The organism is Flavobacterium sp. KACC 22758, from assembly GCF_028736135.1.
Classification (GTDB): domain Bacteria; phylum Bacteroidota; class Bacteroidia; order Flavobacteriales; family Flavobacteriaceae; genus Flavobacterium; species Flavobacterium johnsoniae.
On the sequence record NZ_CP117878.1, the window covers coordinates 243,434 to 267,095 of the forward strand.

The 23,662-nt window shown below is 34.4% G+C and carries 24 protein-coding genes; 2 read left to right on the top strand and 22 right to left on the bottom strand.

What is annotated here, in order from left to right; translation table 11 throughout:
- Positions 1 to 80 precede the first annotated feature (80 nt).
- From PQ462_RS01115 to aspS, 17 genes are all read right to left on the bottom strand, one after another.
- Complete coding sequence (locus PQ462_RS01115) at positions 81 to 854, bottom strand: Bax inhibitor-1/YccA family protein (protein ID WP_274252067.1); 774 nt, start codon at positions 852 to 854, stop codon at positions 81 to 83.
- A gap of 164 nt (positions 855 to 1,018) precedes the next feature.
- A complete protein-coding gene (locus tag PQ462_RS01120; RefSeq protein WP_012023315.1) occupies positions 1,019 to 2,410 on the bottom strand; it encodes an NADH-quinone oxidoreductase subunit N in 1,392 nt (463 codons plus the stop codon).
- Positions 2,411 to 2,489: 79 nt separating this feature from the next.
- On the bottom strand, positions 2,490 to 3,941 hold the full coding sequence (locus PQ462_RS01125; RefSeq protein WP_012023316.1) for a complex I subunit 4 family protein: 1,452 nt from the start codon (positions 3,939 to 3,941) through the stop codon (positions 2,490 to 2,492).
- 10 nt (positions 3,942 to 3,951) lie between these two features.
- Complete coding sequence (gene nuoL, locus PQ462_RS01130) at positions 3,952 to 5,835, bottom strand: NADH-quinone oxidoreductase subunit L (protein WP_274252068.1); 1,884 nt, start codon at positions 5,833 to 5,835, stop codon at positions 3,952 to 3,954.
- A gap of 7 nt (positions 5,836 to 5,842) precedes the next feature.
- Positions 5,843 to 6,163, bottom strand: coding sequence for an NADH-quinone oxidoreductase subunit NuoK (gene nuoK, locus PQ462_RS01135; protein WP_012023318.1), 321 nt, complete (start codon positions 6,161 to 6,163; stop codon positions 5,843 to 5,845).
- On the bottom strand, positions 6,163 to 6,702 hold the full coding sequence (locus PQ462_RS01140; protein ID WP_012023319.1) for an NADH-quinone oxidoreductase subunit J family protein: 540 nt from the start codon (positions 6,700 to 6,702) through the stop codon (positions 6,163 to 6,165). The genes nuoK and PQ462_RS01140 overlap by 1 nt, the downstream gene beginning before the upstream one ends.
- Positions 6,702 to 7,247 carry a NuoI/complex I 23 kDa subunit family protein gene (locus tag PQ462_RS01145; RefSeq protein WP_012023320.1) on the bottom strand — a complete coding sequence of 182 codons (546 nt, stop codon included), beginning with the start codon at positions 7,245 to 7,247 and terminating at the stop codon, positions 6,702 to 6,704. The genes PQ462_RS01140 and PQ462_RS01145 overlap by 1 nt, the downstream gene beginning before the upstream one ends.
- A gap of 84 nt (positions 7,248 to 7,331) precedes the next feature.
- Positions 7,332 to 8,384: an NADH-quinone oxidoreductase subunit NuoH gene (gene nuoH, locus PQ462_RS01150; RefSeq protein ID WP_121362603.1), complete on the bottom strand. Its 1,053-nt coding sequence runs from the start codon at positions 8,382 to 8,384 to the stop codon at positions 7,332 to 7,334.
- A 6-nt stretch (positions 8,385 to 8,390) separates the two neighbouring features.
- The gene (locus tag PQ462_RS01155; protein WP_012023322.1) at positions 8,391 to 9,419 is read right to left on the bottom strand and encodes a 2Fe-2S iron-sulfur cluster-binding protein; all 1,029 of its coding nucleotides are present in this window, start codon (positions 9,417 to 9,419) and stop codon (positions 8,391 to 8,393) included.
- Positions 9,420 to 9,590: 171 nt separating this feature from the next.
- The gene (nuoF, locus tag PQ462_RS01160; protein WP_274252069.1) at positions 9,591 to 10,961 is read right to left on the bottom strand and encodes an NADH-quinone oxidoreductase subunit NuoF; all 1,371 of its coding nucleotides are present in this window, start codon (positions 10,959 to 10,961) and stop codon (positions 9,591 to 9,593) included.
- A 1-nt stretch (position 10,962) separates the two neighbouring features.
- Positions 10,963 to 11,493 (bottom strand): complex I 24 kDa subunit family protein, encoded by a 531-nt coding sequence (locus tag PQ462_RS01165; RefSeq protein WP_012023324.1) that lies wholly within the window; start codon positions 11,491 to 11,493, stop codon positions 10,963 to 10,965.
- A gap of 146 nt (positions 11,494 to 11,639) precedes the next feature.
- Positions 11,640 to 12,878 carry an NADH-quinone oxidoreductase subunit D gene (locus PQ462_RS01170; RefSeq protein WP_073408169.1) on the bottom strand — a complete coding sequence of 413 codons (1,239 nt, stop codon included), beginning with the start codon at positions 12,876 to 12,878 and terminating at the stop codon, positions 11,640 to 11,642.
- 18 nt (positions 12,879 to 12,896) lie between these two features.
- Entirely contained in the window at positions 12,897 to 13,418 is a 522-nt protein-coding gene (locus tag PQ462_RS01175; RefSeq protein WP_012023326.1) for an NADH-quinone oxidoreductase subunit C, read from the bottom strand.
- 1 nt (position 13,419) lies between these two features.
- A complete protein-coding gene (locus PQ462_RS01180; protein WP_012023327.1) occupies positions 13,420 to 13,968 on the bottom strand; it encodes an NADH-quinone oxidoreductase subunit B in 549 nt (182 codons plus the stop codon).
- Between the two features lie 148 nt (positions 13,969 to 14,116).
- The gene (locus PQ462_RS01185; RefSeq protein WP_012023328.1) at positions 14,117 to 14,482 is read right to left on the bottom strand and encodes an NADH-quinone oxidoreductase subunit A; all 366 of its coding nucleotides are present in this window, start codon (positions 14,480 to 14,482) and stop codon (positions 14,117 to 14,119) included.
- 241 nt (positions 14,483 to 14,723) lie between these two features.
- On the bottom strand, positions 14,724 to 14,918 hold the full coding sequence (locus PQ462_RS01190) for a cold-shock protein (RefSeq protein WP_007137066.1): 195 nt from the start codon (positions 14,916 to 14,918) through the stop codon (positions 14,724 to 14,726).
- A gap of 305 nt (positions 14,919 to 15,223) precedes the next feature.
- Positions 15,224 to 16,975: an aspartate--tRNA ligase gene (aspS, locus tag PQ462_RS01195; RefSeq protein ID WP_012023329.1), complete on the bottom strand. Its 1,752-nt coding sequence runs from the start codon at positions 16,973 to 16,975 to the stop codon at positions 15,224 to 15,226.
- 157 nt (positions 16,976 to 17,132) lie between these two features.
- Between aspS and PQ462_RS01200 the strand changes: the two genes are divergently transcribed.
- Together PQ462_RS01200 and PQ462_RS01205 are read left to right on the top strand one after the other, a co-directional pair.
- Positions 17,133 to 18,128 carry a TlpA family protein disulfide reductase gene (locus tag PQ462_RS01200; RefSeq protein WP_121362600.1) on the top strand — a complete coding sequence of 332 codons (996 nt, stop codon included), beginning with the start codon at positions 17,133 to 17,135 and terminating at the stop codon, positions 18,126 to 18,128.
- A 210-nt stretch (positions 18,129 to 18,338) separates the two neighbouring features.
- Positions 18,339 to 18,686 (top strand): toxin-antitoxin system YwqK family antitoxin, encoded by a 348-nt coding sequence (locus PQ462_RS01205; protein ID WP_121362599.1) that lies wholly within the window; start codon positions 18,339 to 18,341, stop codon positions 18,684 to 18,686.
- Positions 18,687 to 18,733: 47 nt separating this feature from the next.
- Here the strand turns inward: PQ462_RS01205 and PQ462_RS01210 are convergent, their stop codons facing one another.
- The 5 genes from PQ462_RS01210 to odhB all read right to left on the bottom strand — a co-directional run bounded on the left by PQ462_RS01210 (position 18,734) and on the right by odhB (position 23,584).
- Positions 18,734 to 19,843 (bottom strand): PepSY-associated TM helix domain-containing protein, encoded by a 1,110-nt coding sequence (locus tag PQ462_RS01210; protein WP_274252070.1) that lies wholly within the window; start codon positions 19,841 to 19,843, stop codon positions 18,734 to 18,736.
- A 57-nt stretch (positions 19,844 to 19,900) separates the two neighbouring features.
- Complete coding sequence (locus PQ462_RS01215) at positions 19,901 to 21,457, bottom strand: PepSY-associated TM helix domain-containing protein (protein ID WP_274252071.1); 1,557 nt, start codon at positions 21,455 to 21,457, stop codon at positions 19,901 to 19,903.
- A 5-nt stretch (positions 21,458 to 21,462) separates the two neighbouring features.
- The gene (locus PQ462_RS01220; protein ID WP_274252072.1) at positions 21,463 to 21,762 is read right to left on the bottom strand and encodes a hypothetical protein; all 300 of its coding nucleotides are present in this window, start codon (positions 21,760 to 21,762) and stop codon (positions 21,463 to 21,465) included.
- A 14-nt stretch (positions 21,763 to 21,776) separates the two neighbouring features.
- The gene (locus PQ462_RS01225) at positions 21,777 to 22,109 is read right to left on the bottom strand and encodes a hypothetical protein (protein WP_274252073.1); all 333 of its coding nucleotides are present in this window, start codon (positions 22,107 to 22,109) and stop codon (positions 21,777 to 21,779) included.
- 227 nt (positions 22,110 to 22,336) lie between these two features.
- Complete coding sequence (gene odhB / locus PQ462_RS01230) at positions 22,337 to 23,584, bottom strand: 2-oxoglutarate dehydrogenase complex dihydrolipoyllysine-residue succinyltransferase (RefSeq protein ID WP_274252074.1); 1,248 nt, start codon at positions 23,582 to 23,584, stop codon at positions 22,337 to 22,339.
- Positions 23,585 to 23,662 lie beyond the last annotated feature (78 nt).

Below are 23,662 nucleotides of genomic sequence, written 5' to 3' on the forward strand. Positions count from 1 at the left end.
TATTGTAAAGTAAAGTTTTGAGCATAAAAAAAGCCTTTTTGAATTTCAAAAAGGCTTTTATATTTTTAGTTGAGAAATAATTAATCTCTGCTTGCAAATTTAGATAGTAATCTTAAAAATTCGATATACAGCCAAACTAATGTTACCATTAATCCCATTGCGCCGTACCATTCCATGAATTTTGGCATTCTTTGTTCAACTCCTTTTTCGATTTGGTCAAAATCTAAGAATAAATTCAAAGCAGCAATTACGATTACAAAAATGCTGATTCCAATACTCATCATAGAATTTCCGTGATGAACTGGCTGATAGTTTATAAACATAGAAACAATCCAAGAAATTAAATAATAAGTAGCGATTGCCAGTGTAGCAGCAATAACAACCGATTTGAATTGTTCTGTAACTTTTACGATTCTAAATTTATATAATCCCAGACATACCAAGAAAGTAACCAAAGTTGCACCTACAGCATTAATTACAATTCCAGGGTACATAGCTTCAAAAATAGCTGAGATTCCCCCAATAAATAATCCTTCAAATAAGGCATGACCAGGAGCCAGGTATGGTGATAAATGTGGTTTGAATGCAGAAATAAGTACTAAAACAAATCCAACAATTGCACCTCCAATAGCAGGAATCATGATTTTCATTCCGTTAAATGCCATCCACCATGTTACCATTGCAGAACCGCATAAAATTAAAAATAAAATAGCTGTTTTATTTATTGTACCAGACAAGGTCATTTCCTGATTGTAGTCAATAATCTTTGCTTCGTGTACTTCTTCAGCTCTCGAAACAGCATTTGATGAAAAACGCTTGTTACTTAAAAATGGATTTTTTGAATTAAAGGCCATAGTTTTTATGCTTTTAGTGAACCCAAATATATGGAGTTTTTTCGAAGTCTAAGGATTAAGCTGAAATTTTTAACATGAAATTTTCTTTTGAAAAACAGCTTTAAAACAAAAAATCCATCAAAAGAAACTTCTTGATGGATTTGTATATTTTTTAGTTTGAATTTTTAATTCAATAAGTCTAAAACTAATGAAGGAAATAAACCTAAAGCAATATTTAAACCAATAGAAATTATAGCAACAGCATAAATAAGAAATGGTTTCCCTGTACGCTCTTCGTTAGGTTCTTTAGAATACATTGCCAAAATTAATTTGAAATAATATCCAACACTAATGATAGAGTTGATTACCGCTGCAATTACGATTGCTACATAACCGGCATGAAGTGCCTGATTAAACAAGAATAATTTTGCAAAGAATCCTGAGAAGATTGGAATACCACCCATAGACAATAATGAACCAGTCAAAATCGCAGCTAATAATGGATTTGTTTTTCCTAGACCATGAAAGTTTGTAATGTCTTCGTTATCCTGATTTTTACAAACGTATAAAATAACGCTAAATGCAGCAATTCCGGCTAAAGCATAAGCAGCAGTGTAATATAAAAGAACACCAGCAGAAGTTGCGATAGTTAAGAATGTCATTAACATGAAACCTGCGTGAGAAATTCCAGAGAATGCAAGCATACGTTTTACGTTTACCTGACGTAACGCCATGATATTACCAACTGTCATAGAAGCAATTGAAATAGTTAGGATAACGTTTGTAAATGTGTTTGAAAGATCCTGATTTTCTAAAGAAGGAATTAAGTTCAATCCTGAAACTAATTTAAATAAAGTTGCAATCGCTACTACTTTTGCCAAAGTACTCATCAAAGCAGTGGTTAAAGCTGGAGAACCTTCGTAAACGTCCGGCGCCCAAAAGTGAAATGGTACAGCCGCTATTTTAAAGAACATTCCAATAGTCATTAAAATCATACCGATAGGAAACCAGATTGGCAGCTCAGCAGATAAAGAGCTTTCGTGAATTTCTGCAATATCAAAAGTTCCCATTGCTCCGTAAATCAAACAAATCCCAAATAAGATAATTCCAGATGCGAAAGATCCCATTAAGAAATATTTCATACCAGCCTCATTACTTTTAATGTTCAAACGATCGCTCGCTGCAAGAACATATAATGCGATAGAAAGAATTTCGATTCCAAGGAAAAACATTGCTAAGTTTCCAAAAGAAACCATTGCAACAGCTCCTGCCAATAAAAATACTTTTATGGCAATAAAATCAGAGATTTTTGTCTGGTGATTTTCGTAAAAATTATGGCTTAATGCTACCAGGAAAATAGTCAAAATAATAAATAATGAAGAGAATGCAGTAGAGAACTTGCTTACTGTAATCATATTATTGTAATAACTTGCTGTTGTTCCAAATTCATAGAAATTAAGTGCTAAGACACCCAATAAACCCAAAATGGTAAACGGAACGATGCCTTTTCTAAAATTTAGAATTTCAAACAATAGGCAGAAAATACCCAATCCTGTTATAGCTATTAATGTATTCATTTTTGTTTTTTTGATTTAGGAAATCTAAAACGCCCTAATTTATTTTATTTAAAATATATTTTATTTTGTGTATTACAACTTAAAGTGTACTATATTTTTTTTCAATAACACTTAATATAGTTTCTAAACTTGGTGTGATCAAATCTGTAATTGGTTTTGGATAAAATCCAAAGAATATTAAAACAGCAATAATCGCGGCCATAGAAATTCCTTCGTTTATAGAAACGTCAGCAAATATTTTTGAATTTGTTTCACCTAGCATTACATTCTGGAACATTTTCAACATATAATAAGCTCCTAAAATAATAGTTGTACCTCCTAAAACTGCAAACCAGATATTAATTTGAGAAAGACTGTATAATACTGTAAATTCTCCAACAAAGTTAAATGTAGTTGGTAAAGCAACAGATGCTAAAACCAAAATTAAAAACATAGAAGTAAACTTTGGAGATTGTGTACGGATACCGCCCAATTCACTAATATTTCTAGTTTCAAATCTTCTGTAGATAATTTCTGCTGCATAGAATAATCCAACAACCACAAAACCGTGAGCGATCATTTGTAATACAGCTCCGCGGAAACCATCAAGAGTTAAAGTGTAAGCTCCAGCAGCAATTAATCCAACGTGAGCAAGAGATGAATACGCTAATAATTTCTTTAAATCTTTTTGTCTTAATGCTACGATTGAACCGTAGATAACTCCGGCAATTCCTAAAGCTATAAAGATATTTTTGAATTCTATTGCCGCATCAGCTGCGATTGGTAACTGCCAGCGGATAACACTGTACAATCCCATTTTTAACATGATCCCAGATAAAAGCATAGTTCCAACAGTTGGTGCTTTTTGGTACACATTTGCCTGCCATGTGTGGAAAGGAATAATTGGGATTTTGATAGCATAAGCAAGAAAGAAAGCCAGGAAAATCCAAAACTGTTCGCAGGCAGATAATTGTACTTTGTATAAATCTTCAATTAAGAAAGAACCTGCTTTTTGGTATAGATAAATAAAAGCAGTTAACATGAACAATGAACCGGCAAGTGTGTAGATAAAGAATTTAACTACCGCTTTTCTGCGTTCTTCAGCATCTCCATTACCCCAGATAAGAGCAATAAAGTAAATAGGAATAAGAGCTAACTCCCAGAAAATATAATATAGAAGACCATCTGCAGCAAGGAAAGTTCCTGTCATTGCAAACGCCATAAATAAAATTAGAGCATAAAAAGCTTTTGCATTTTTATATTCATTTCCAAAAGAAGAGAATATAATAATCGGAGTTAAAGCTGTTGTCAATAAAAGCATGGCAAGAGCTAATCCGTCGGCATTCAGCGCAAAAGAAATTTTAGGCTGAGTGATCCACGCATTAATAAGGCTGATGTTTTCTCCAGCATTAAAATGGTTTAACAATACAACCGAACAGCCTAAAGCTGCCAAACTAAAGAACAAAGCTACTTTTGAAGCGATTTTATCACCAGCGAAATAAGTGACAAATGCACCAACTAAAAGAATAATTAATATAAGAGAAACGTTCATAGTTATAAAATTATTGAGCTAAAAATATATAAGAAACAATGGCGCAAAGACCTAAAACGAAAGCGAAAAGATATAATCCGATACTTCCAGTTTGAAGTTTTTTACCCTGAAACGCTAATTCGTTTGCTGCTTTTCCTAATCCAAAAACAACTGCCGATAATCCCGTTTCAATATAGTCTCTAAAGAATCTTGATAATGCATTTACCGGGCGAACAAAAATCGCATCGTAAGCTTCATCTACATAATATTTGTTATACAACACTTTTGTTAAGCCTGTAATGTTTTCGTCTGATTCAGGAACATTATCTTGTTTAAAGTACTTAACATAAGCAATTAAAATACCTAACAATCCGCCTAATACTGCAACACCCATTAAAGTATATTCAGTTGCGCCTAAATGATGTTCTTCGCCAGCTGCTTTAGTGAAAAGAGGGGCAAGATATTCATTTAACCAGCTGTTTCCAGGTAAACTTATTAATCCGCCAAAAGCTGCTAAAATAGCTAAGATGATAAGCGGAATAGTAATTAATGAACCGCTTTCGTGTAAATGATGTTTTTGCTCTTCAGTTCCTCTAAATTCTTTAAAGAAAGTTAAGAACATTAATCTAAACATATAGAAAGCTGTCATGATTGAAGCTACAGATCCAACAACGTATAATGGAATACTATGGTGGAAAGCTGTTAATAAAATTTCATCTTTTGAAAAGAATCCAGAGAAAAACGGAACTCCTGAGATTGCCAATGAAGAAATCAGCATAGTCCAGAACGTAATTGGCATTGCTTTACGCAATCCACCCATGTTACGCATATCCTGCTCTCCGTGTAATCCGTGAATTACAGAACCAGAACCTAAGAATAAACAAGCTTTAAAGAAAGCATGTGTGATTACGTGGAAAACCGCTACTTCATAAGCTCCAAATCCTAATGCCAAAAACATTAAACCTAATTGCGAAACTGTAGAGTAAGCTAATACTTTTTTGATATCGTTTTGTACTAAACCAATTGTAGCAGCAACTAAAGAAGTGATTGCTCCAATAACTGCAATTACAGTTTGTACGTCAACAGCTAAATCAAAAACAAAGTTTAATCTTGTTACCATTAAAATACCAGCTGTAACCATCGTTGCAGCGTGAATCAAAGCTGAAACCGGAGTTGGTCCCGCCATCGCATCAGGTAACCAAGTGTATAACGGAATTTGAGCAGATTTACCACAAGCCCCAATAAACAAACATAAAGCAGCTAAAGAAAGTAATGAAACATCTAAGTTAGCAGCCCCGGCAATTGCTGTTTTTAAAGTTGCATAATCTAAAGTAGAGAACATTGAACCAATAATGAACATTCCGATTAAAAGACCTAAATCTCCAATTCTGTTCATGATGAAAGCCTTTTTTGCCGCATCGTTGTAATCCTGGTTTTTATGCCAGAACCCGATTAATAAATAAGAGCAAAGTCCAACACCTTCCCAACCGATAAATAATACTAATAAGTTGCTTCCAATTACAAGTGTGATCATGAAGAAAACGAACAAATTCAGGTAAGAGAAGAATTTGTGCATGTTTTCGTCATCATGCATGTAACTGATAGAGTATAAGTGAATCAAAGATCCAATTCCGGTTACGAACAATAACCAAAGAACAGATAACTGATCTAATAAAAATCCAAGATTGATTTTTAAGTTACTAATCTGAATCCAGTCAAATAAAGTAACTTCAATTCCTTTTCCGGTAGAAGTTATTTGATTAAAAAGTACAAGAGTAACTATAAAAGAAATCGCTACGGCAGCAGTTCCGATAAATCCAGAAACTGTTTTTCCTAAGCTTTTCCCAAAGAAAACATTGATTAAAAATCCTAAAAAAGGAGTTAATACTAAAAGTAAAGCTAAATTGGTATCCATTTTTTATTTATCCTTTTAAGTTTTTTAAATTATCGATACTAATTGAGCCGATGTTTCTGAAAATAGAAACTAAAATCGCTAAACCTACCGCAACTTCGGCAGCAGCAACAGCCATCGAGAAGAATACAAAAACTTGTCCTTGTGCATCCTGATGATAAGTTGAAAAAGCCACAAATAAAAGGTTTACTGCATTCAGCATAATTTCGATAGACATGAAAACGATAATTGAATTTCGTCTGTACAATACACCAAAAACACCAATACAAAAAAGTACAACACTTAAAAAGATGTAATTTTCAATACCTATTTGATTTAATATATTACCCATTACTTATTTAATTTTTCTTTTTTAGACAATAATACAGTTCCAATCATTGCTACTAAAAGTAAGATTGAAGCAAATTCAAACGGCACCATATATTCGTTCAATAATATTTTACCCAATACTTCAATAGACTGGAAATCCTCTCCTGTTGAATCGTAATCACCTACAATAGGTTTAGAGTTGATGAAAATTGCGATTAAAACAATAACAATTAAACAGAAAGATACAATAGCTCCTAAACGTGTAATTCTAGGTCTGTGAACGTCTTTTTGTTCGTTAAGGTTCATCAGCATAATCGTAAACAGGAACAAAATCATGATTGCTCCAGAGTAAACTATAATATGTACGACTGCTAAAAATTGAGAATTCAATAATAAATAATGACCAGCAATAGAGAAGAAACAAATCACTAAGTAAATGGCTGAGTGAATAGGGTTTCTGCTAAAAATAGTCAGGAAAGCGGTGATTACCGTAATTAACGCTAAGATACAAAATATCACTCCTACAGGAGTTGCGTTTGCAAGATCTGGAATGTGTATCATTAGTTAGCGTTATTAAGTTGAGTATTTTTAATTGCCATTTCTAAAGGCATCACTAATTTATCTTTTCCAAAAATGAAATCTTCTCTGTCATAATTAGCAGGAACTAATACTTTAGATGTTGTCAAATAGATCGCATCTTTCGGGCATGCTTCTTCACATAAACCGCAGAAAATACAACGAAGCATGTTGATCTCATAGATTTCAGCATATTTTTCTTCTCTGTATAAATGTTTTTCATCTGCTTTACGTTCAGCAGCTTTCATTGTGATAGCTTCTGCAGGGCATGATAAAGCACATAATCCGCAGGCAGTACAGTTTTCACGTCCTTGCTCATCACGTTTCAACATGTGTTGTCCGCGATAAACAGGGCTCATTTCACGAACCTGCTCTGGGTAATGAATGGTAATTTTTTTTCTAAAAAGGTGTTTAAGCGTAATTGCTAAACCTTTTACAATCGCCACAAGATACAATCGCTCAATAAAAGTCATCTCTTTATTAGAGACCACTTTTTTTCTACCCGATAATGATATAGTTTCTATTGACATTTTTACTATTATAATTTATGATTCAAAATTTGATGGCTCAAATTCAAATCTATTTTGTTTTTTATTTGAAGCTGACTACAGTTTTTAGAATCCCAAAGCTGCTGCGATATCGTGTCTTAATATAACTGCACCTGTAATCATGATGTTAATAATCGAAAGCGGAATTAAAATTCTCCAGCCTAAGTTCATTAACTGGTCATATCTAAATCTTGGAATTGTCCAACGCACCCACATGTAGAAAAATATGAAGAAACATATTTTTACAAACAATACCGCGATTCCTAATAAGTTAGCTGTATTTACACCTACATTATCAACCATCCACTGCATTCCAGGATAATTATATCCGCCAAAGAACAATACAGAAATAATAGTAGAAGAGATAAACATACTCGCATATTCAGCAAATAAATAGAATCCCATTTTCATAGATGAATATTCTGTATGGTAACCTCCAATTAATTCGTTTTCACATTCTGCTAAGTCAAACGGAGTTCTGTTTGTTTCTGCAAATGAGCAAATTAAGAAAATTAAGAAAGATAATGGCTGATAGAAAACGTTCCAGTTCATTCCGGCTTGCTGCTCAGAAATAACTTTTAAACTCATTGTTCCTGTCATCATCAATAAAGCGATCATAGATAATCCCATTGCGATTTCGTAAGAAACCATTTGAGAAGCCGCACGAACAGCTCCCATTAATGAGAACTTGTTGTTAGAAGCCCATCCACCAATCATGATGCCGTAAACACCTACAGAAAGAACTCCAAAAATGTATAATAAAGCAATGTTAACATCAGTTGCCTGAAGAATAATATCCTTTCCGAAAAGATGCAGTCTGTCTCCCCACGGAATTACAGCACTTGTCATTAAGGCTGTACTCATGGCAATTGCAGGACCTACAATAAATAAAAATCTATTTGGTGTATTTGGAAAAAACTCTTCTTTAGAGAATAATTTCATACCATCTGCAAGCGGTTGTAATAAACCTCCCCATCCGGCACGGTTTGGACCAACACGATCCTGAAGGAAAGCAGCAACTTTACGTTCTGCCCATGTAGAATACATTGCCATAATCATTGTTACCGCAAAAACGACAACAATAACAACACTTTTTTCTATAATAAATGCACTTTCCATTTCTTACTATTTTTTATCTTTATTAGTTAATGGAATTGATGCCATACTAATTTTTTTACGGTCAATATCACGGCCTAAAAGAATGTTCTTTTCAGTATCGATTTGAACTTTCTCTAATTTCTGAGTGTAATTATTTTGGTTGATTACAGAATCTTTTTCAAATTCTCTTGGACCTTCAATTACCCAGTCATTCACATCTTTGTGATCAAAACGACAGCTGTTGCAGATAAATTCTTCTACTTCATGGTACTCGTCTTTACGACCAGTTACACGCTGAATTTCTCCTCCAAACATCCAAACTGTAGTTTTACCGCAGCATCCAGGAGTAGTACATTCTCTGTGTGCGTTATAAGGTTTGTTAAACCAAACTCTTGATTTAAAACGGAAAGTTTTGTCTGTTAAAGCTCCAACCGGACAAACGTCAATCATGTTTCCAGAAAACTCATTGTCGATTGCTTTAGAAATTCCGGTTGAAATATTAGCGTGGTCTCCACGATCTAATACTCCGTGAACTCGGTTGTCTGTCAATTGATCTGCCACTTGTACACATCTTTGACATAAAATACAACGGTTCATATGCAGTTGAATATTTGGACCAATATCTTCTGGTTCAAATGTTCTTTTTTCTTCAATATAACGTGATTTTGGGTTTCCGTGCTCAAAACTTAAGTTTTGAAGATCACATTCACCAGCCTGATCACAAATAGGACAGTCTAGTGGGTGGTTGATTAATAAAAATTCTGTTACAGATTTACGGGCTTCCATAACTCTGGCAGAAGATTTACTATTTACTTCCATTCCGTCCATACATCCTGTTACACAAGATGCCATTAATTTTGGCATTGGTCTTGGATCAGCTTCGCTTCCTTTCGAAACTTCAACTAAACAGCAACGACATTTTCCACCGCTGCCTTTTAATTTTGAGTAATAGCACATGGCTGGCGGCACCAAATCTCCACCAATCATACGTGCAGCCTGCAGGATTGTTGTTCCTGGCTCTACGTCTATACTTTGACCGTCTATCGTTACTTTCATCTCTTAATTTTGTTTTTTTAGTTTCAGGTTTCACGTTTCAGGTTAAAACCTGAAACTAAAAAAACTTGAAACTTGAAACTATTTTAAACTTTTTTGTTGAAAGTCGAAATATTGAAAAGAATTGCTGTCCTTTTTAACATTATGAACTTTATAACTTTCTGCTTTTTATTTTTATACGATTACTTTACCGCCTATTAAATGCTTTACTTGTGAAAAAGGTTCAGCAACAAAGTGATCTCTATTTTTGATTTTTTCAGGGAAACGAACGTGATATTCGAACTCATCTCTAAAGTGACGAATCGCAGCTGCTACTGGCCAAGAAGCGGCGTCTCCCAGAGGACAAATTGTGTTTCCTTCAATTTTGCTTTGAATGCTCCACAATAATTCGATATCTTCTTCACGGCCTTGACCGTTTTCGATTCTCCATAAGATTTTTTCTAACCATCCTGTTCCTTCGCGGCAAGGTGTACATTGTCCGCAAGATTCGTGGTGGTAGAAACGAGCAAAGTTCCAAGTGTTTCTTACGACACAAGCTGTATCGTTATAAACAATAAATCCTCCAGAACCTAACATAGATCCGGTAGCAAAACCACCATCACTTAAAGATTCGTAAGTCATTAAACGATCTTCTCCGTTTGCTGTTTTAAAAATTAATTCAGCTGGTAAAATTGGCACTGAAGAACCTCCTGGTACAAATGCTTTTAATGGACGGCTTGAAGACATTCCTCCTAAGTATTCATCAGAATTCATGAATTCGTCAACACTTAGACCTAATTCAATTTCGTAAACCCCAGGGTTTTTAATGTGTCCAGAAGCAGAAATTAATTTAGTTCCTGTAGAACGTCCAATACCAATTTTTGCATAATCGTCACCAGAATTGTTTACAATCCACGGCACCGTTGCAATTGTTTCAACATTGTTTACCACTGTAGGATTTGCCCAAAGTCCTGAAACCGCTGGGAAAGGTGGTTTAATACGAGGATTTCCTCTTTTACCTTCCAAAGATTCAATAAGTGCAGTTTCTTCTCCGCAGATATAAGCTCCGGCTCCACAGTGTACGTGAAGTTCAAGGTCGTAACCTGAACCTAATATATTTTTTCCTAACCAGCCTGCAGCTTTAGCTTCGGCGATTGCTCTTTCTAAAATTTTGAAAACCCACATATATTCTCCACGAATGTAGATATACGAAAGGTTTGCTCCTAAAGCGTAACTAGATGTAATCATTCCCTCGATCAACAAGTGAGGAATGTATTCCATCAAGAATCGGTCTTTAAAAGTTCCCGGTTCAGATTCGTCGGCGTTACAAACTAAGTGTCTTGGTCTTCCTGATTTTTTATCAATAAAGCTCCATTTCATTCCGGCAGGGAAACCTGCTCCACCACGACCGCGTAATCCTGATTTTTTTACTTCTTCAGTAACTTCGTCTGGCGTAAGTGTTTTTAAAGCTTTTTCTACAGAAGCATAACCACCATTTTGGCGATACACTTCGTAGGTTTTAATTCCAGGAACATTGATTTTATCTAATAATATTTTTTGTGACATCTTATTTATCGTGTAATATTATTTTATCATCTCTACAATCAGCAATGATCTGATCGATTTTCTCTTCTGTTAGTTTTTCTTTGTAGAAATCACCCAGCTGCATCATCGGAGCGTATCCGCATGCACCTAAACATTCTACACCAGCAATGGTAAACATTCCGTCTGGGGTAGTTTCACCCATTTTAATGCCTAGTTTTTCAGAAGTATAATCCATTAAATCCTCTGCACCACGTAAGCAGCAACAAGACGTCTGGCAGAATTCAAACATATATTTTCCAATTGGCTTTTGGTTGAACATGGTATAAAAAGTAACCACTTCATAAACCTCAATTGGTTTTATCTGAAGAATTTCGGCAACCTTGTCCTGCAATTCAATGCTTAGCCAGTTGTTGTGCGCATCCTGCACTTCGTGCAAAACAGGCAGTAAAGCCGATTTTTGTTTGCCTTCCGGATAATGACTGATCAATTCATTGATACGTGCGATCAATGCCTCAGTCATGTTTATTTCTTGTTTGTAATGTTTACGTTCCATTTTTATTTTAGATTTTAGATTTAAGATTTTAGATTTTAATCTGTTGTCTTTAAATCCATATTCTGCAATCTGTATTAATTTAGATTTTTGATTTCAGATTTAGATTTGTTAATCTGAAATCTGCATTCTAAAATCTGCAATCTTTATTACGCGTCTAATTCTCCGGCAATTACATTTAAACTTGATAAAATGATAATCGCATCAGAAAGCAATGCTCCTTTAATCATTTCAGGGAATGCCTGATAGTAAATAAAACAAGGTCTTCTGAAATGTAATCTGTATGGAGTTCTGCTTCCGTCAGTAGATAAATAGAAACCAAGTTCTCCATTTCCTCCTTCAACAGCATGGTAAATTTCTGAAACCGGAACAGGAACTTCTCCCATAACGATTTTAAAGTGATAAATTAAAGATTCCATTGAATTATATACGTCTTCTTTTGGAGGAAGGTAATAATCCGGAACTTCTGCATGGTATTCGTTTCCGGCAGGCATTTTTTCTAAAGCCTGACGAATGATGCTTAAACTTTCCCAAACTTCAGCATTACGAACACAGAAACGATCGTAAGTATCACCTGATTTTCCAACAGGAACAATAAAATCAAAATCTTCGTAAGATGAGTAAGGATGTGCTACACGAACGTCGTAATCAACTCCGGCCGCACGTAAATTTGGACCTGTAAATCCGTAAGCCATTGCTTTTTCAGCTGTAATTCCGCCTACGTTTACAGTTCTGTCAAGGAAAATTCTGTTTCTTTCGAATAAGTTTTCGAATTCTTTCCAGGCAGGTGGGAATTCTTCCAGGAATTTGTCTAGTTTTCTGAAAGCTTCTGGAGACCAGTCTCTTTCAAAACCACCAATTCTTCCCATATTTGTAGTCAAACGAGCTCCACAAATTTCTTCGTAGATTTCGTAGATTTTTTCTCTAAATTGAAAAACGTATAAGAAACCTGTATACGCACCAGTATCTACACCTAAGATCGAGTTACAGATAATGTGGTCTGTAATACGCGCCAGCTCCATAACAATAACTCTTAAATATTGTGCTCTTTTTGGAACTTCAATACCTAATAGTTTTTCTAATGTCATCCACCATCCCATATTATTAATAGGAGAGGAACAATAGTTCATACGGTCTGTAAGAGGTGTAATTTGATAAAAAGGACGATTTTCGGCGATTTTTTCGAAAGCTCTGTGAATGTAACCAATGGTTGGTTCAGCTTCTAGAATTCTTTCACCATCCATCAATAGGATATTTTGAAAAATACCGTGGGTCGCAGGGTGAGTCGGACCTAAATTCAGAACTGAAAGCTCGCTTCCGTCTTCATTGTGTCGCTCCTTAATTATTTTAGCATAACGATGCTCTGGTGGTAGTAATAGTTCTGACATTTTATAATGTTGAATTATTTAGCAATTTGATACTGTTCTTCCGAAGAATCTGTCGTCTTTATCAGTTCTTCCGCTGTCTTCCATTGGGAATTCTTTTCTCATTGGGAAAGACACCATTTCATCCATATTTAAAATACGTTTTAACTGCGGGTGGCCAACGAAATTGATTCCGTAAAAATCATACGTTTCTCTTTCCATCCAGTTTGAACTTAAGAAAATATTTGAAATAGTTTTGATCTCTGGTTTTTCACCGTTTAGGTAAACTTTGATTCTAATACGTTTGTTTTCGAACCAATTGTGTAAATGATATACAACTGCAAACTGGCGTTCTGATTCGTTATCAGGATAGTGAATGCCGCATAAATCTGTTAAAAAGTGAAATTGCAGTTCAGAATCGTTTTTTAAGAATAGAATCAATGCTGTAATTTTATCAGCAGAAGCTTCTAAAGTAAAAATATCTCTTTCTTCGTGAAAGTTGAAAACATCATTATTAAATGTTTCCGTAAGTTTATTTTGAATCTGGGTGTTTTCTAAAGCCATCTTATGAAATGTTATAGGAAGCTAATAATTCCTGGTATTCTGGTGAGCTTCTGCGTCTAACAGATTCGCTTTTTACCAATTCTTGCAGTCTCATTACACCGTCAACAATCTGCTCTGGTCTAGGAGGGCATCCTGGAACGTAAACGTCAACCGGAATAACTTTATCAATTCCTTGTAAAACTGAGTAAGTGTCGAAAACACCACCTGAAGAAGCGCAAGCTCCTACAGCAATTACCCAGCGCGGCTCAGACATTTGTTCGTAAACTTGTCTTAAAATTGGCGCCATTTTTTTAGAAATGGTTCCCATTACCAGCAGCATGTCAGCCTGACGAGGAGAGAAACTCACACGTTCAGAACCAAATCGTGCTAAATCGTAGTGTGCTGCCATTGTTGCCATAAACTCAATTCCGCAGCAAGAAGTTGCAAATGGTAAAGGCCAAAGAGAATTCGCGCGTGCCAAACCTACAACATCATTAAGTTTTGTAGCGAAGAATCCTTCACCAGTAAGACCTTCTGGAGGAGACACCATATTTACTTTTGAATCGCTCATTTTATTTTAGATTTCTGATTTTAGATTTCTGATTTTTTTAAAATCGTAAAAAGTAAAATCAATTTTTTTAAATCAGTTTTATTTGGAGAGATTAAATTTTAATTCCGGATTTAATTTAAAATCAGAAATCTAAAATTTAAAATCGAATTTATTCCCACTCTAATGCTTTCTTTTTGATAATGTAAAAGAAACCAACAAGAAGAAGTGACATAAAAACAATCATTTTCAACATTCCTTCTATACCAAGATCTTTAAAGTTTACTGCCCATGGGTAAAGGAAAATAACCTCTACATCAAACAACACAAATAAGATTGCAACAAGGAAATATTTTACAGAAAAAGGAATACGGGCATTACCAACAGATTCGATACCGCACTCGAAGTTTTTATCTTTAACTTCAGAGTTTCTTTTTGGGCCTAATTTTCCAGAAATAATGATTGTTCCTACCACAAAACCAACAGCAAGAATTAACTGCATTAAGATAGGAATGTAACTGTATTGATCAGATTGCATAAGCTTAACTTTTTTACTTAAAGAATAAGCCACAAAGATAACTTTCAACGATGTAAATCACAAACTAAAGGAGGATATAAGTAGGCTATGAAACCGCGTTTATATGTAATTTTTATTGATTATAAATAACATTCGGTTTTTTTAATATTTTTTTAAGAAATGGGCAAAAAAAAACGCCCCGATACTTCGGGACGTTTTTAAAACCATTCAGAGGCAAAAAAAATAAATTGCTATATTTTTCTTAGATTACTGCTACTTTAGCAGCAACTTTCCCTTTTCTTCCTTCTTCTTCTTCATAGCTTACACGGTCTCCTTCGCGTAATTCTTCCGCGTTAATTCCTGAAGCGTGAACGAAGATGTCCTTTCCTGTTTCTTCGTCTGTAATGAATCCATAACCTTTAGATTCATTGAAAAATTTTACTGTACCTGTACGCATTGTAATTGTAATAATAATTTATAATAAAACAAATGTAATATTTAAATTCATACAAAAGACATATACCTGTTAAAATTTTGTAAAAATTATTGATTTACAGTGTTTTTACGTGGTTTATTGCGTCAATTTGTTTATAAAACACCAATATTTGAGAATCATTAATTGTAAGAATATAAAAAAAGGCAAATTGTAGGAATTTGATAAAACCAAAAACGAATGTTCTAGGATTATTTTTACAGTTTTGAACAAAATAGAAAAGCGGCTGATGTTTTCAGCCGCTTTTTTGTATCTAAACTCTACAATATTTATATAGAATCAATTTTAATGTGTAATTCTTTCAATTGAGCATCGTCGATTGCAGCTGGTGCATCAATCATTACATCACGTCCGGAATTGTTTTTAGGGAAGGCAATAAAATCTCTAATAGTTTCCTGACCTCCTAAAATAGCAACTAATCTATCTAAACCAAATGCTAAACCACCATGAGGCGGTGCTCCAAACTGGAATGCATCCATTAAGAAACCAAATTGCGCTTTTGCTTCTTCTTCGGTAAATCCTAAATATTTGAACATTAATTGCTGCGTTGCCTTATCGTGAATACGAATAGAACCACCGCCAATTTCGTTTCCGTTTAAAACCATATCGTAAGCGTTTGCACGAACTTTTCCTGGTTCTGTTTCTAGCAATGCCATATCTTCTGGCTTTGGAGAAGTAAATGGGTGGTGCATTGCGTGGTAACGACCGCTTTCTTCGTCAAGTTCTAATAATGGGAAATCTACAACCCATAATGGAGCAAATTCTTCAGGATTACGTAATCCTAAACGAGTTGCCAATTCCATGCGAAGTGCAGATAATTGAGCGCGAGTTTTGTTTGCCGGACCAGAAAGTACAAAAATCATGTCGCCAGGATTTGCTTCTGTAGCTTTTGCCCATTTTGCTAAATCATCATTATCGTAGAATTTATCTACAGATGATTTGTATGTTCCGTCTTCGTTGCATTTTACATAAACCATTCCAGATGCGCCAACTTGAGGACGTTTTACCCAGTCAATTAATCCGTCGATTTCTTTACGAGTATAATTTCCTGCTCCCGGAACAGCAATTCCGACAACTAATTCAGCTGCATTGAAAACAGGGAATTCTTTATGCTGTGCAAATTCGTTTAACTCACCAAACTTCATCCCAAAACGAATGTCCGGTTTGTCATTTCCGTATGTTTTCATAGCATAGTCGTAAGTAATTCTTGGAAATTTATCTACTTCAATGCCTTTAATTTCTTTTAATAAATGTCTTGTCAAACCTTCAAAAACATTCAAAATGTCTTCTTGCTCCACAAATGCCATTTCGCAGTCGATCTGAGTAAACTCAGGCTGACGGTCAGCACGCAAATCTTCGTCACGGAAACATTTTACGATTTGGAAATATTTATCCATACCACCCACCATCAAAAGCTGTTTGAAAGTTTGCGGCGATTGCGGTAATGCATAAAATTGTCCTTCGTTCATACGGCTTGGTACAACGAAATCTCTTGCTCCTTCTGGAGTTGATTTGATTAAATAAGGTGTTTCAACTTCGCAGAAATCTAAATCAGAAAGATATTTACGAACTTCCATTGCCACTTTGTGACGGAACAATAAACTGTTTTTTACAGGATTTCTACGAATATCCAAATAACGGTATTTCATTCTGATATCTTCACCACCGTCAGTTTCATCTTCAATTGTAAATGGAGGAGTTAAAGCAGTGTTTAGAATCGTTAATTCAGAAACTAAAATTTCGATTTCACCAGTCGGGATGTTTTTGTTTTTAGCTTCACGCTCAATAACAGTTCCTTTTACCTGAATTACAAATTCACGTCCAAGTGTTTTTGCTAATTCAAAAACAGTTTTATCAGTACGACTTTCGTCGAAAATAAGTTGTGTAATTCCATAACGGTCGCGTAAATCGACCCAATTCATAAATCCTTTATCACGTGATTTTTGAACCCAGCCCGCAAGTGTAACTTCGGTATTAATATTTGAAGCGTTTAATTCGCCGCAATTATGACTTCTATACATAATCTCAATTTTAGACTGCAAAAGTAAATACAAAATTCAAGATAATATAGTAAAGAGGTAAACTTGATACGTATAATTTTAAATATTTTGTTAATTCTGAAATTTCGAAGCTGTTATTTCTTTAGATTTGAATCACTAAAAACAAACTTTAAATAGTATGAAAAAACTTTTTGTTACGGGTCTGTTGATTTTTAGTGCTTTGAACGTTATAGGTCAAGCCAAAAATCAAATAAAATTTACAGCTAAAATCGATAATAGAAACAGCGATACTTTAGTTATTAAAGGAAGAAATAATTTTAAACAAGTTATTCCAATTGACAAAAAGGGAATTTTTGCCGCAACTTTTGAAGCTCCAAAAGGATTCTATATGTTTTCTGACGGAACTGAATCTTCAAACATTTACTTAAAACCAGATTCTGAAGTTAATTTGACCATGAATGCCAAAGAATTTGATGAAACAATTGTTTATAAAGGTAAAGGTGTAAACGAAAGTAATTTCCTTGCGCAGCAATCTTTAAAAGATGAAAAATTTCAAAATGAAGCATTTGCTAAAGAAGCAGCTGAATTTACATCGCTTTTAGAAAACAAGAAAAAAACTGATTTTGAGAATCTGGAAAAAAGTGATCTTGATCCGGAATTTAAAACTGCTTTAAAAATGAGTTTTGAAAGTTTTAATCAATATGCAGTTCAGGAATATGAAAGAACTGCAAATGCAAGAAAAATGGTTGGAAAACCTTCTCCTCAATTTGATTACGAAAATTTTAAAGGAGGAAAAACAAAACTTTCAGATCTAAAAGGAAAATACGTTTACATTGATCTTTGGGCAACCTGGTGCGCACCTTGCAGAGCTGAGATTCCATATTTGCAAAAAATTGAAGAAAAGTATCACGGAAAAAACATCGAGTTCGTGAGTATTTCTATTGATAAAGCAAAAGACAATGAAAAATGGAAAAAGTTTGTGACTGATAAAAAGTTAGGCGGCGTTCAGTTATTTGCAGATAAAGACTGGGAATCTGAATTTGTAGTCAATTATGGTGTAATGGGAATTCCAAGATTTATTCTTTTAGATCCAAATGGAAACATTGTGAGTTCTGATGCTGCAAGACCCTCTGATCCAAAGCTTCAGGATCAGTTAAACACTTTATTGAACTAATTTATTTACGAAATTTATAACGTTATCGTAATTTTAGTTTTTAACTAAAATACCAGTAAAACCAGTGCCTGAGCGCTGGTTTTTTTGTTTTTGGGAAATTTCCAATGTTAAGTTTTTATTCAATGTTACCAAATTGTTAAGTAAAAGTTTTTTAAATGTAAACAATTAACTATATTTGATAATGATTTCTTAACATTAATACCTAAAGATATGAAAAAGAGTGTAATTTTAGCAGCAGTATTGTTCTCTGGAATATTAGCTGCACAAGAAGTAAAACCTGAATTAGAAGCTGTTGGAAACAAAGTAAAAGCTACTTATTATTATGATAATGGTAAAGTACAACAAGAAGGCTTTTTTAAGGATGGTAAATTAGATGGTGTCTGGGTATCTTATGACGAAAAAGGAAATAAAAAAGCTGTTGGAGAATACACAGAAGGAGTGAAAACCGGAAAATGGATTTACTTTAATGAAAACAATTTAAGTGAAGTTGCTTATGTAGATAACAAAGTAAATTCAGTTAAAAATTTGCAGAAAAATGCTTTAGCAAACAGAAATTAATAAATTTCTACAATTATAAAGAAACCGCTTTTATTAAGGCGGTTTTTTTATTTCTTGTTTTTAGATTTTTTTCTTCTTCCAAACCAAATTACAAAACCGGTCACAGGTAAAGCCGAAGCAATTAAACTTACTGTAAATGCAATTATTTTTCCAGGCAGATCTAAAATTTGTCCTGTGTGAATTCCATAATTCATTTCGACAACCTGTAAACCGAGCGTTTTTGAATGATACGGATCACTTTGAATTAATTTCCCGTCATTGGGATGAAAATAATAATTGCTTTGATGATCGTAACGTAATGTATGCGGATATGCTCCAGTACTTATAATATCGCCTTTTTGCTGCGGAATCATTACAAAGAACATTTCGGCTTTTGGCTGTAATTTCATGGTTTGAATAAAAGCACGATCGACTGCGGTAATCGAGTTTGATTCAAATTTTGTTGTGTCAATAACAGGTGTTTTTGTTTCTGCGGCTTTATCTCCTCCAAAATTGAAAGTTTTGTAAATACCGTCGCCAACCCATTCGTAAGTAAAAGTTAAACCTGTTATGGCAAGAATAAGTGCAATAAGCGCAATATAAAATCCTGACGTGTTATGCCAGTCGTAATTTACACGACGCCATTTTGCCGACCATTTTACGGTGAAACTTCTTTTAATATCGCTTTTTCGTTTTGGCCACCATTGAATTATACCGGAAATCAGTAAAAGAATAAAAATGATAGTAGCTCCGCCAATAATATGTTTTCCTATATAATCCGGCAGAAGCAAATACAGGTGAATATATTCGACAATAATGAAAAAGTCAGTTTCGGGATTTTCTGTTTTTAAATATTGACCGGAATAAGGATTAAAGTACAGATATAAATTCTCAGTATCAGAATAGGTGTAAACAATAGCCGAACGGTTTTTTCCGTAATACGCCGTCATGCTTATTTTATTCTTTGGAACAATTTCTTTTGCCTTTTCCTGCAAAACCGAAGGCATTAAAAAAGGTTTGTTCTGAGGTTCAACAAAACGCCATTCTTTTCTCGTAATGTCTTTTATTTCATCATGAAAACAAAAGATACAACCCGTAATACAGACTATAAAAACAATAAGCCCGGAAATTAATCCGAGCCATTTATGCAGAAAACGTATTTGCGTTTTGAATCCCATTTTTTGATTAAAGCCGTAAAAGTATAAGCAAAATCAATAGAGGGCAAATTATTTAAGCTAATTTTTCGCGACTTCTTTTGTAGGCTTTAAATGATATGCTGTATATAGTGTTATAGAAGCGAGCACGATCCAGAAAACATCAATAAAGAAAATCTGAATTTTGTTTTCCATAAATGAAGTCCAGAACCATTGTCCAGAAACAATTCCGTTTGTAATTGGAATTAAAAAGCCTAAAATACTTCCTGATATTAAGCAGAACCTATTTGTAAAAGCATCATTCTTTTTGATGATAAAGAATATTGTAAGCAATAACCATCCGCCAAAATATAAACGGAATAAGTTAGACTGGCTTAAAGGATAAAATATTTTTGAACCAATAAATGCTAAAGCAGTAATAGGGTACATACTCAGGCAGATAGCCAGATAAATGCGAACAACAGCTGCATTGAAACGTCTTTTCTTTTCAGGCAGATTATTTTTTTGTCTTGCTACTAACCAAATCATTACTCCTGAAATGATGACAAAACAAGTTATAATTCCTAAAACGAAACTCACAATTTTTAAGGCATAACCGCCATAGTCGCCAAAATGTATTCTGTATAAAACATTTTTCACAACATCAAGATAGCCGTTTTGGGTAATTGGATTTTTGCGGGCAATTTCCTTTCCGTCAGAAACGCGGTAAACGACTTTTCCAATTCCGGTAAATTTTTTATGGCTAGGCAGTTCTCCTTCAACTAAAACGTGCATATTGACATCGCCATAGTTTTGAATAACAACACGTGTAATTTCAAAATCTGCCCAATTGCTTTTGGCTTTATTAATCAATTGTTCTACATCGAACGGATTGGCTAATTTTTTGTATTCAAATTTATAATCGGTATCTGTGTATTCTAATTCTTTGTAAAGTTTATCCTGATCGCCTTTGTATAATGCCATTACAGCCGGGGCAACGATTAAAAGTTTAATCATAAAGAAAGCTCCGGTTACGGCATAAACAAACTGAAACGGAAGTCCTATCATTCCCAGTGCAGTATGAGCATCTGTCCATAATGTTTTTAGTTTTTCCTTTGGGCGGAAAACATAAAAATTAGATACGATTTTTTTCCAGTGTAATAAAAGTCCGGTTACAATGGCAAATAAGAAGAATAAGGCAGTAAATCCGGAAAGGTAATAGCCAACCGGATAAGGAATTTGTGCCAGAAAGTGTAAACGGTATAAAAGTTCTCCTAAAGAATAAGATTCTTCGTAAGTATAGGATTTAAAGTTTTTGTTGTCTAAATAAAAGAATGATCCTTCTTTTTGTTTGGCAGGAGCCAAAGTGTCTCTGGAACCTTCCATGTAAACCGCAACTCTATTTTCTATAGATGGTTTTGATATAGTTATCTTTCTTCCGTGTAAAACGTATTTTTTATCAAGATTTTCTAAAGCTTTGTTATAATCTAATTTAATTTCTCTGGTAACTGCAGTCGATTCACTTCTTTCCCAATTGATAATTTCATCTCTAAAAAAAGAAAAAGATCCTGCAAAGAAAATTACAAAAAGCACAACGCTGATCACAATACCGCTGACAGTATGTGTGTGAAAATAGATATTATAATGACGGTTATTCATAAGGATTACGCGCTAGTGTTATAAGTTTGGCCAAGGTAAATAAGAAGCGAAAAAACTAAGCTGAGCAAAATATAAATGCCCCAGATTTTCCAGCCGCTTTTTGCCAAAAATGCAAGAACCATTAATACAACCCAAAGTATAAATCCAGTAAAGGCTGTTGTCATTAGTACTTCGGGGCGGTTAAACCATGAAGCTAAAGCAAGATGAAAAGTTACTGAAACGAAGTATCCGCCTAATATAGCTGCTGTAATTTTAGAAAAACGAGGCCAAAAAGATGGGTTTAAATATTTTGGATTTGCTGGCATTGGTCAGTTATAATTTAGTTGTAATAAAGTTCTAATAAGGCAGCGATAACCAAGAGTGCCAAAAGTGCTTTGCTGTTTACTTTTTTTAATGGTGCAAGAATGATAATAAGGCTTCCAATAGTCATCAACTGAATAAAAAACATCAAAGTACCGCAGCCCAAAGACTGTGTAAAAAGCCAGATTGCATAAGCCGAAACAAGAAGCACTAATCCGGTGATTTTGGTTTGTTTCGGATTTTTTTTCATCCATTTTTCAAAACCTAAATCATACGATAAAACTGCTCTTTTTGAGGTGTAATAAAGTATGTAAAAAGCTAAAAAAACGATAAGGCTTGCTATTGTTATCATGTCTTTGCAGAATTAAATTGATACTATTCTTTTTCTGTAAATAGATTTAGAATAGTTTAAAATTGTTTTCGATTGTGCAAATCTAAGGTATCAGACGAAACAAAGCAAGTTATTCTTATTCATTCTAAATTAATTTTTAAAAATATAAGTGTTCACTTATAAAATAGCTTTAAAATAAAAAAACCTGCTCAAATGAGCAGGTTTAGATATATTGAAAATTATAATTATTACAATTCTAAAGCACGTTTAGCATCACCGTTCATTAATAATTCTACCGGGTTTTCTAATGCTTCTTTCACAGCAACTAAGAAACCAACAGATTCACGTCCGTCGATGATTCTGTGATCGTAAGAAAGTGCAACATACATCATTGGGTGAATTTCAACTTTTCCGTTTACAGCAATAGGACGCTCAATAATATTGTGCATTCCTAAAATACCTGATTGTGGAGGGTTGATGATTGGAGTAGATAACATACTTCCAAAAACACCGCCATTTGTAATTGTGAAAGTTCCTCCAGTCATATCGTCAACTGTAATTTGACCATCACGAGCTCTTAAAGCTAATCTTTTGATTTCAGCTTCAATGCCGCGGAAAGTTAATAATTCAGCATTACGAACAACAGGAACCATTAATCCTTTTGGTCCAGAAACTGCGATTGAGATATCAGCAAAATCGTAAGCGATTTTGTAGTCACCATCCATCATAGAGTTAACATCTGGATATAATTGTAAAGCTCTTGTAACTGCTTTTGTAAAGAATGACATAAATCCTAAACCTAAACCACCATGTTTAGCTTTGAAAGCATCTTTGTATTCGTTACGAATTTGGTTGATTGGCGTCATGTTTACTTCGTTGAAAGTAGTAAGCATAGCCGTTTCGTTTTTAGCTGAAACTAATCTTTCTGCTACTTTACGACGTAACATAGATAATTTTGTACGCTCAGTTCCACGGCTTCCTCCAGTTGGAGTTCCCATAGACGGTACTGCATTTACAGCATCATCTTTAGTAATTCTGCCGCCTTTACCAGTTCCAGAAACTGCTGCTGGAGCAATATTTTTCTCGTCTAATATTTTTCTTGCTGCAGGAGATGGAGTTCCAGCTGCATAACTTGTTGCTGCCGGAGCTGCTTTTGGAGCTTCAGCTTTTACTTCTGCCTTTGGAGCCTCAGCTTTAGGTGCCTCTGCTTTTGGAGCTTCAGCAGCTGGAGCTACAGATCCGCTTCCTGCTGGTTTAGCAGCATCTGTATCAATTAAACAAACTACAGCGCCTACAGCAACTGTATCACCTTCTTCAGCTTTTAATGTAATTACACCGCTCATTTCAGCAGGTAATTCAAGAGTAGCCTTATCTGAATCAACTTCAGCAATAGCCTGATCTTTTTCTACATAATCTCCGTCTTTTACTAACCAAGTTGCAATTTCAACTTCTTTTATTGATTCCCCTGGTGATGGGACTTTCATTTCTAAAATCATCTTGTTTTTGTTTAAAGTTTAGTTAGTTTAAAGTTTCATGTTTCGCATAACTTGAAACTTTAAACTTGAAACAATTTT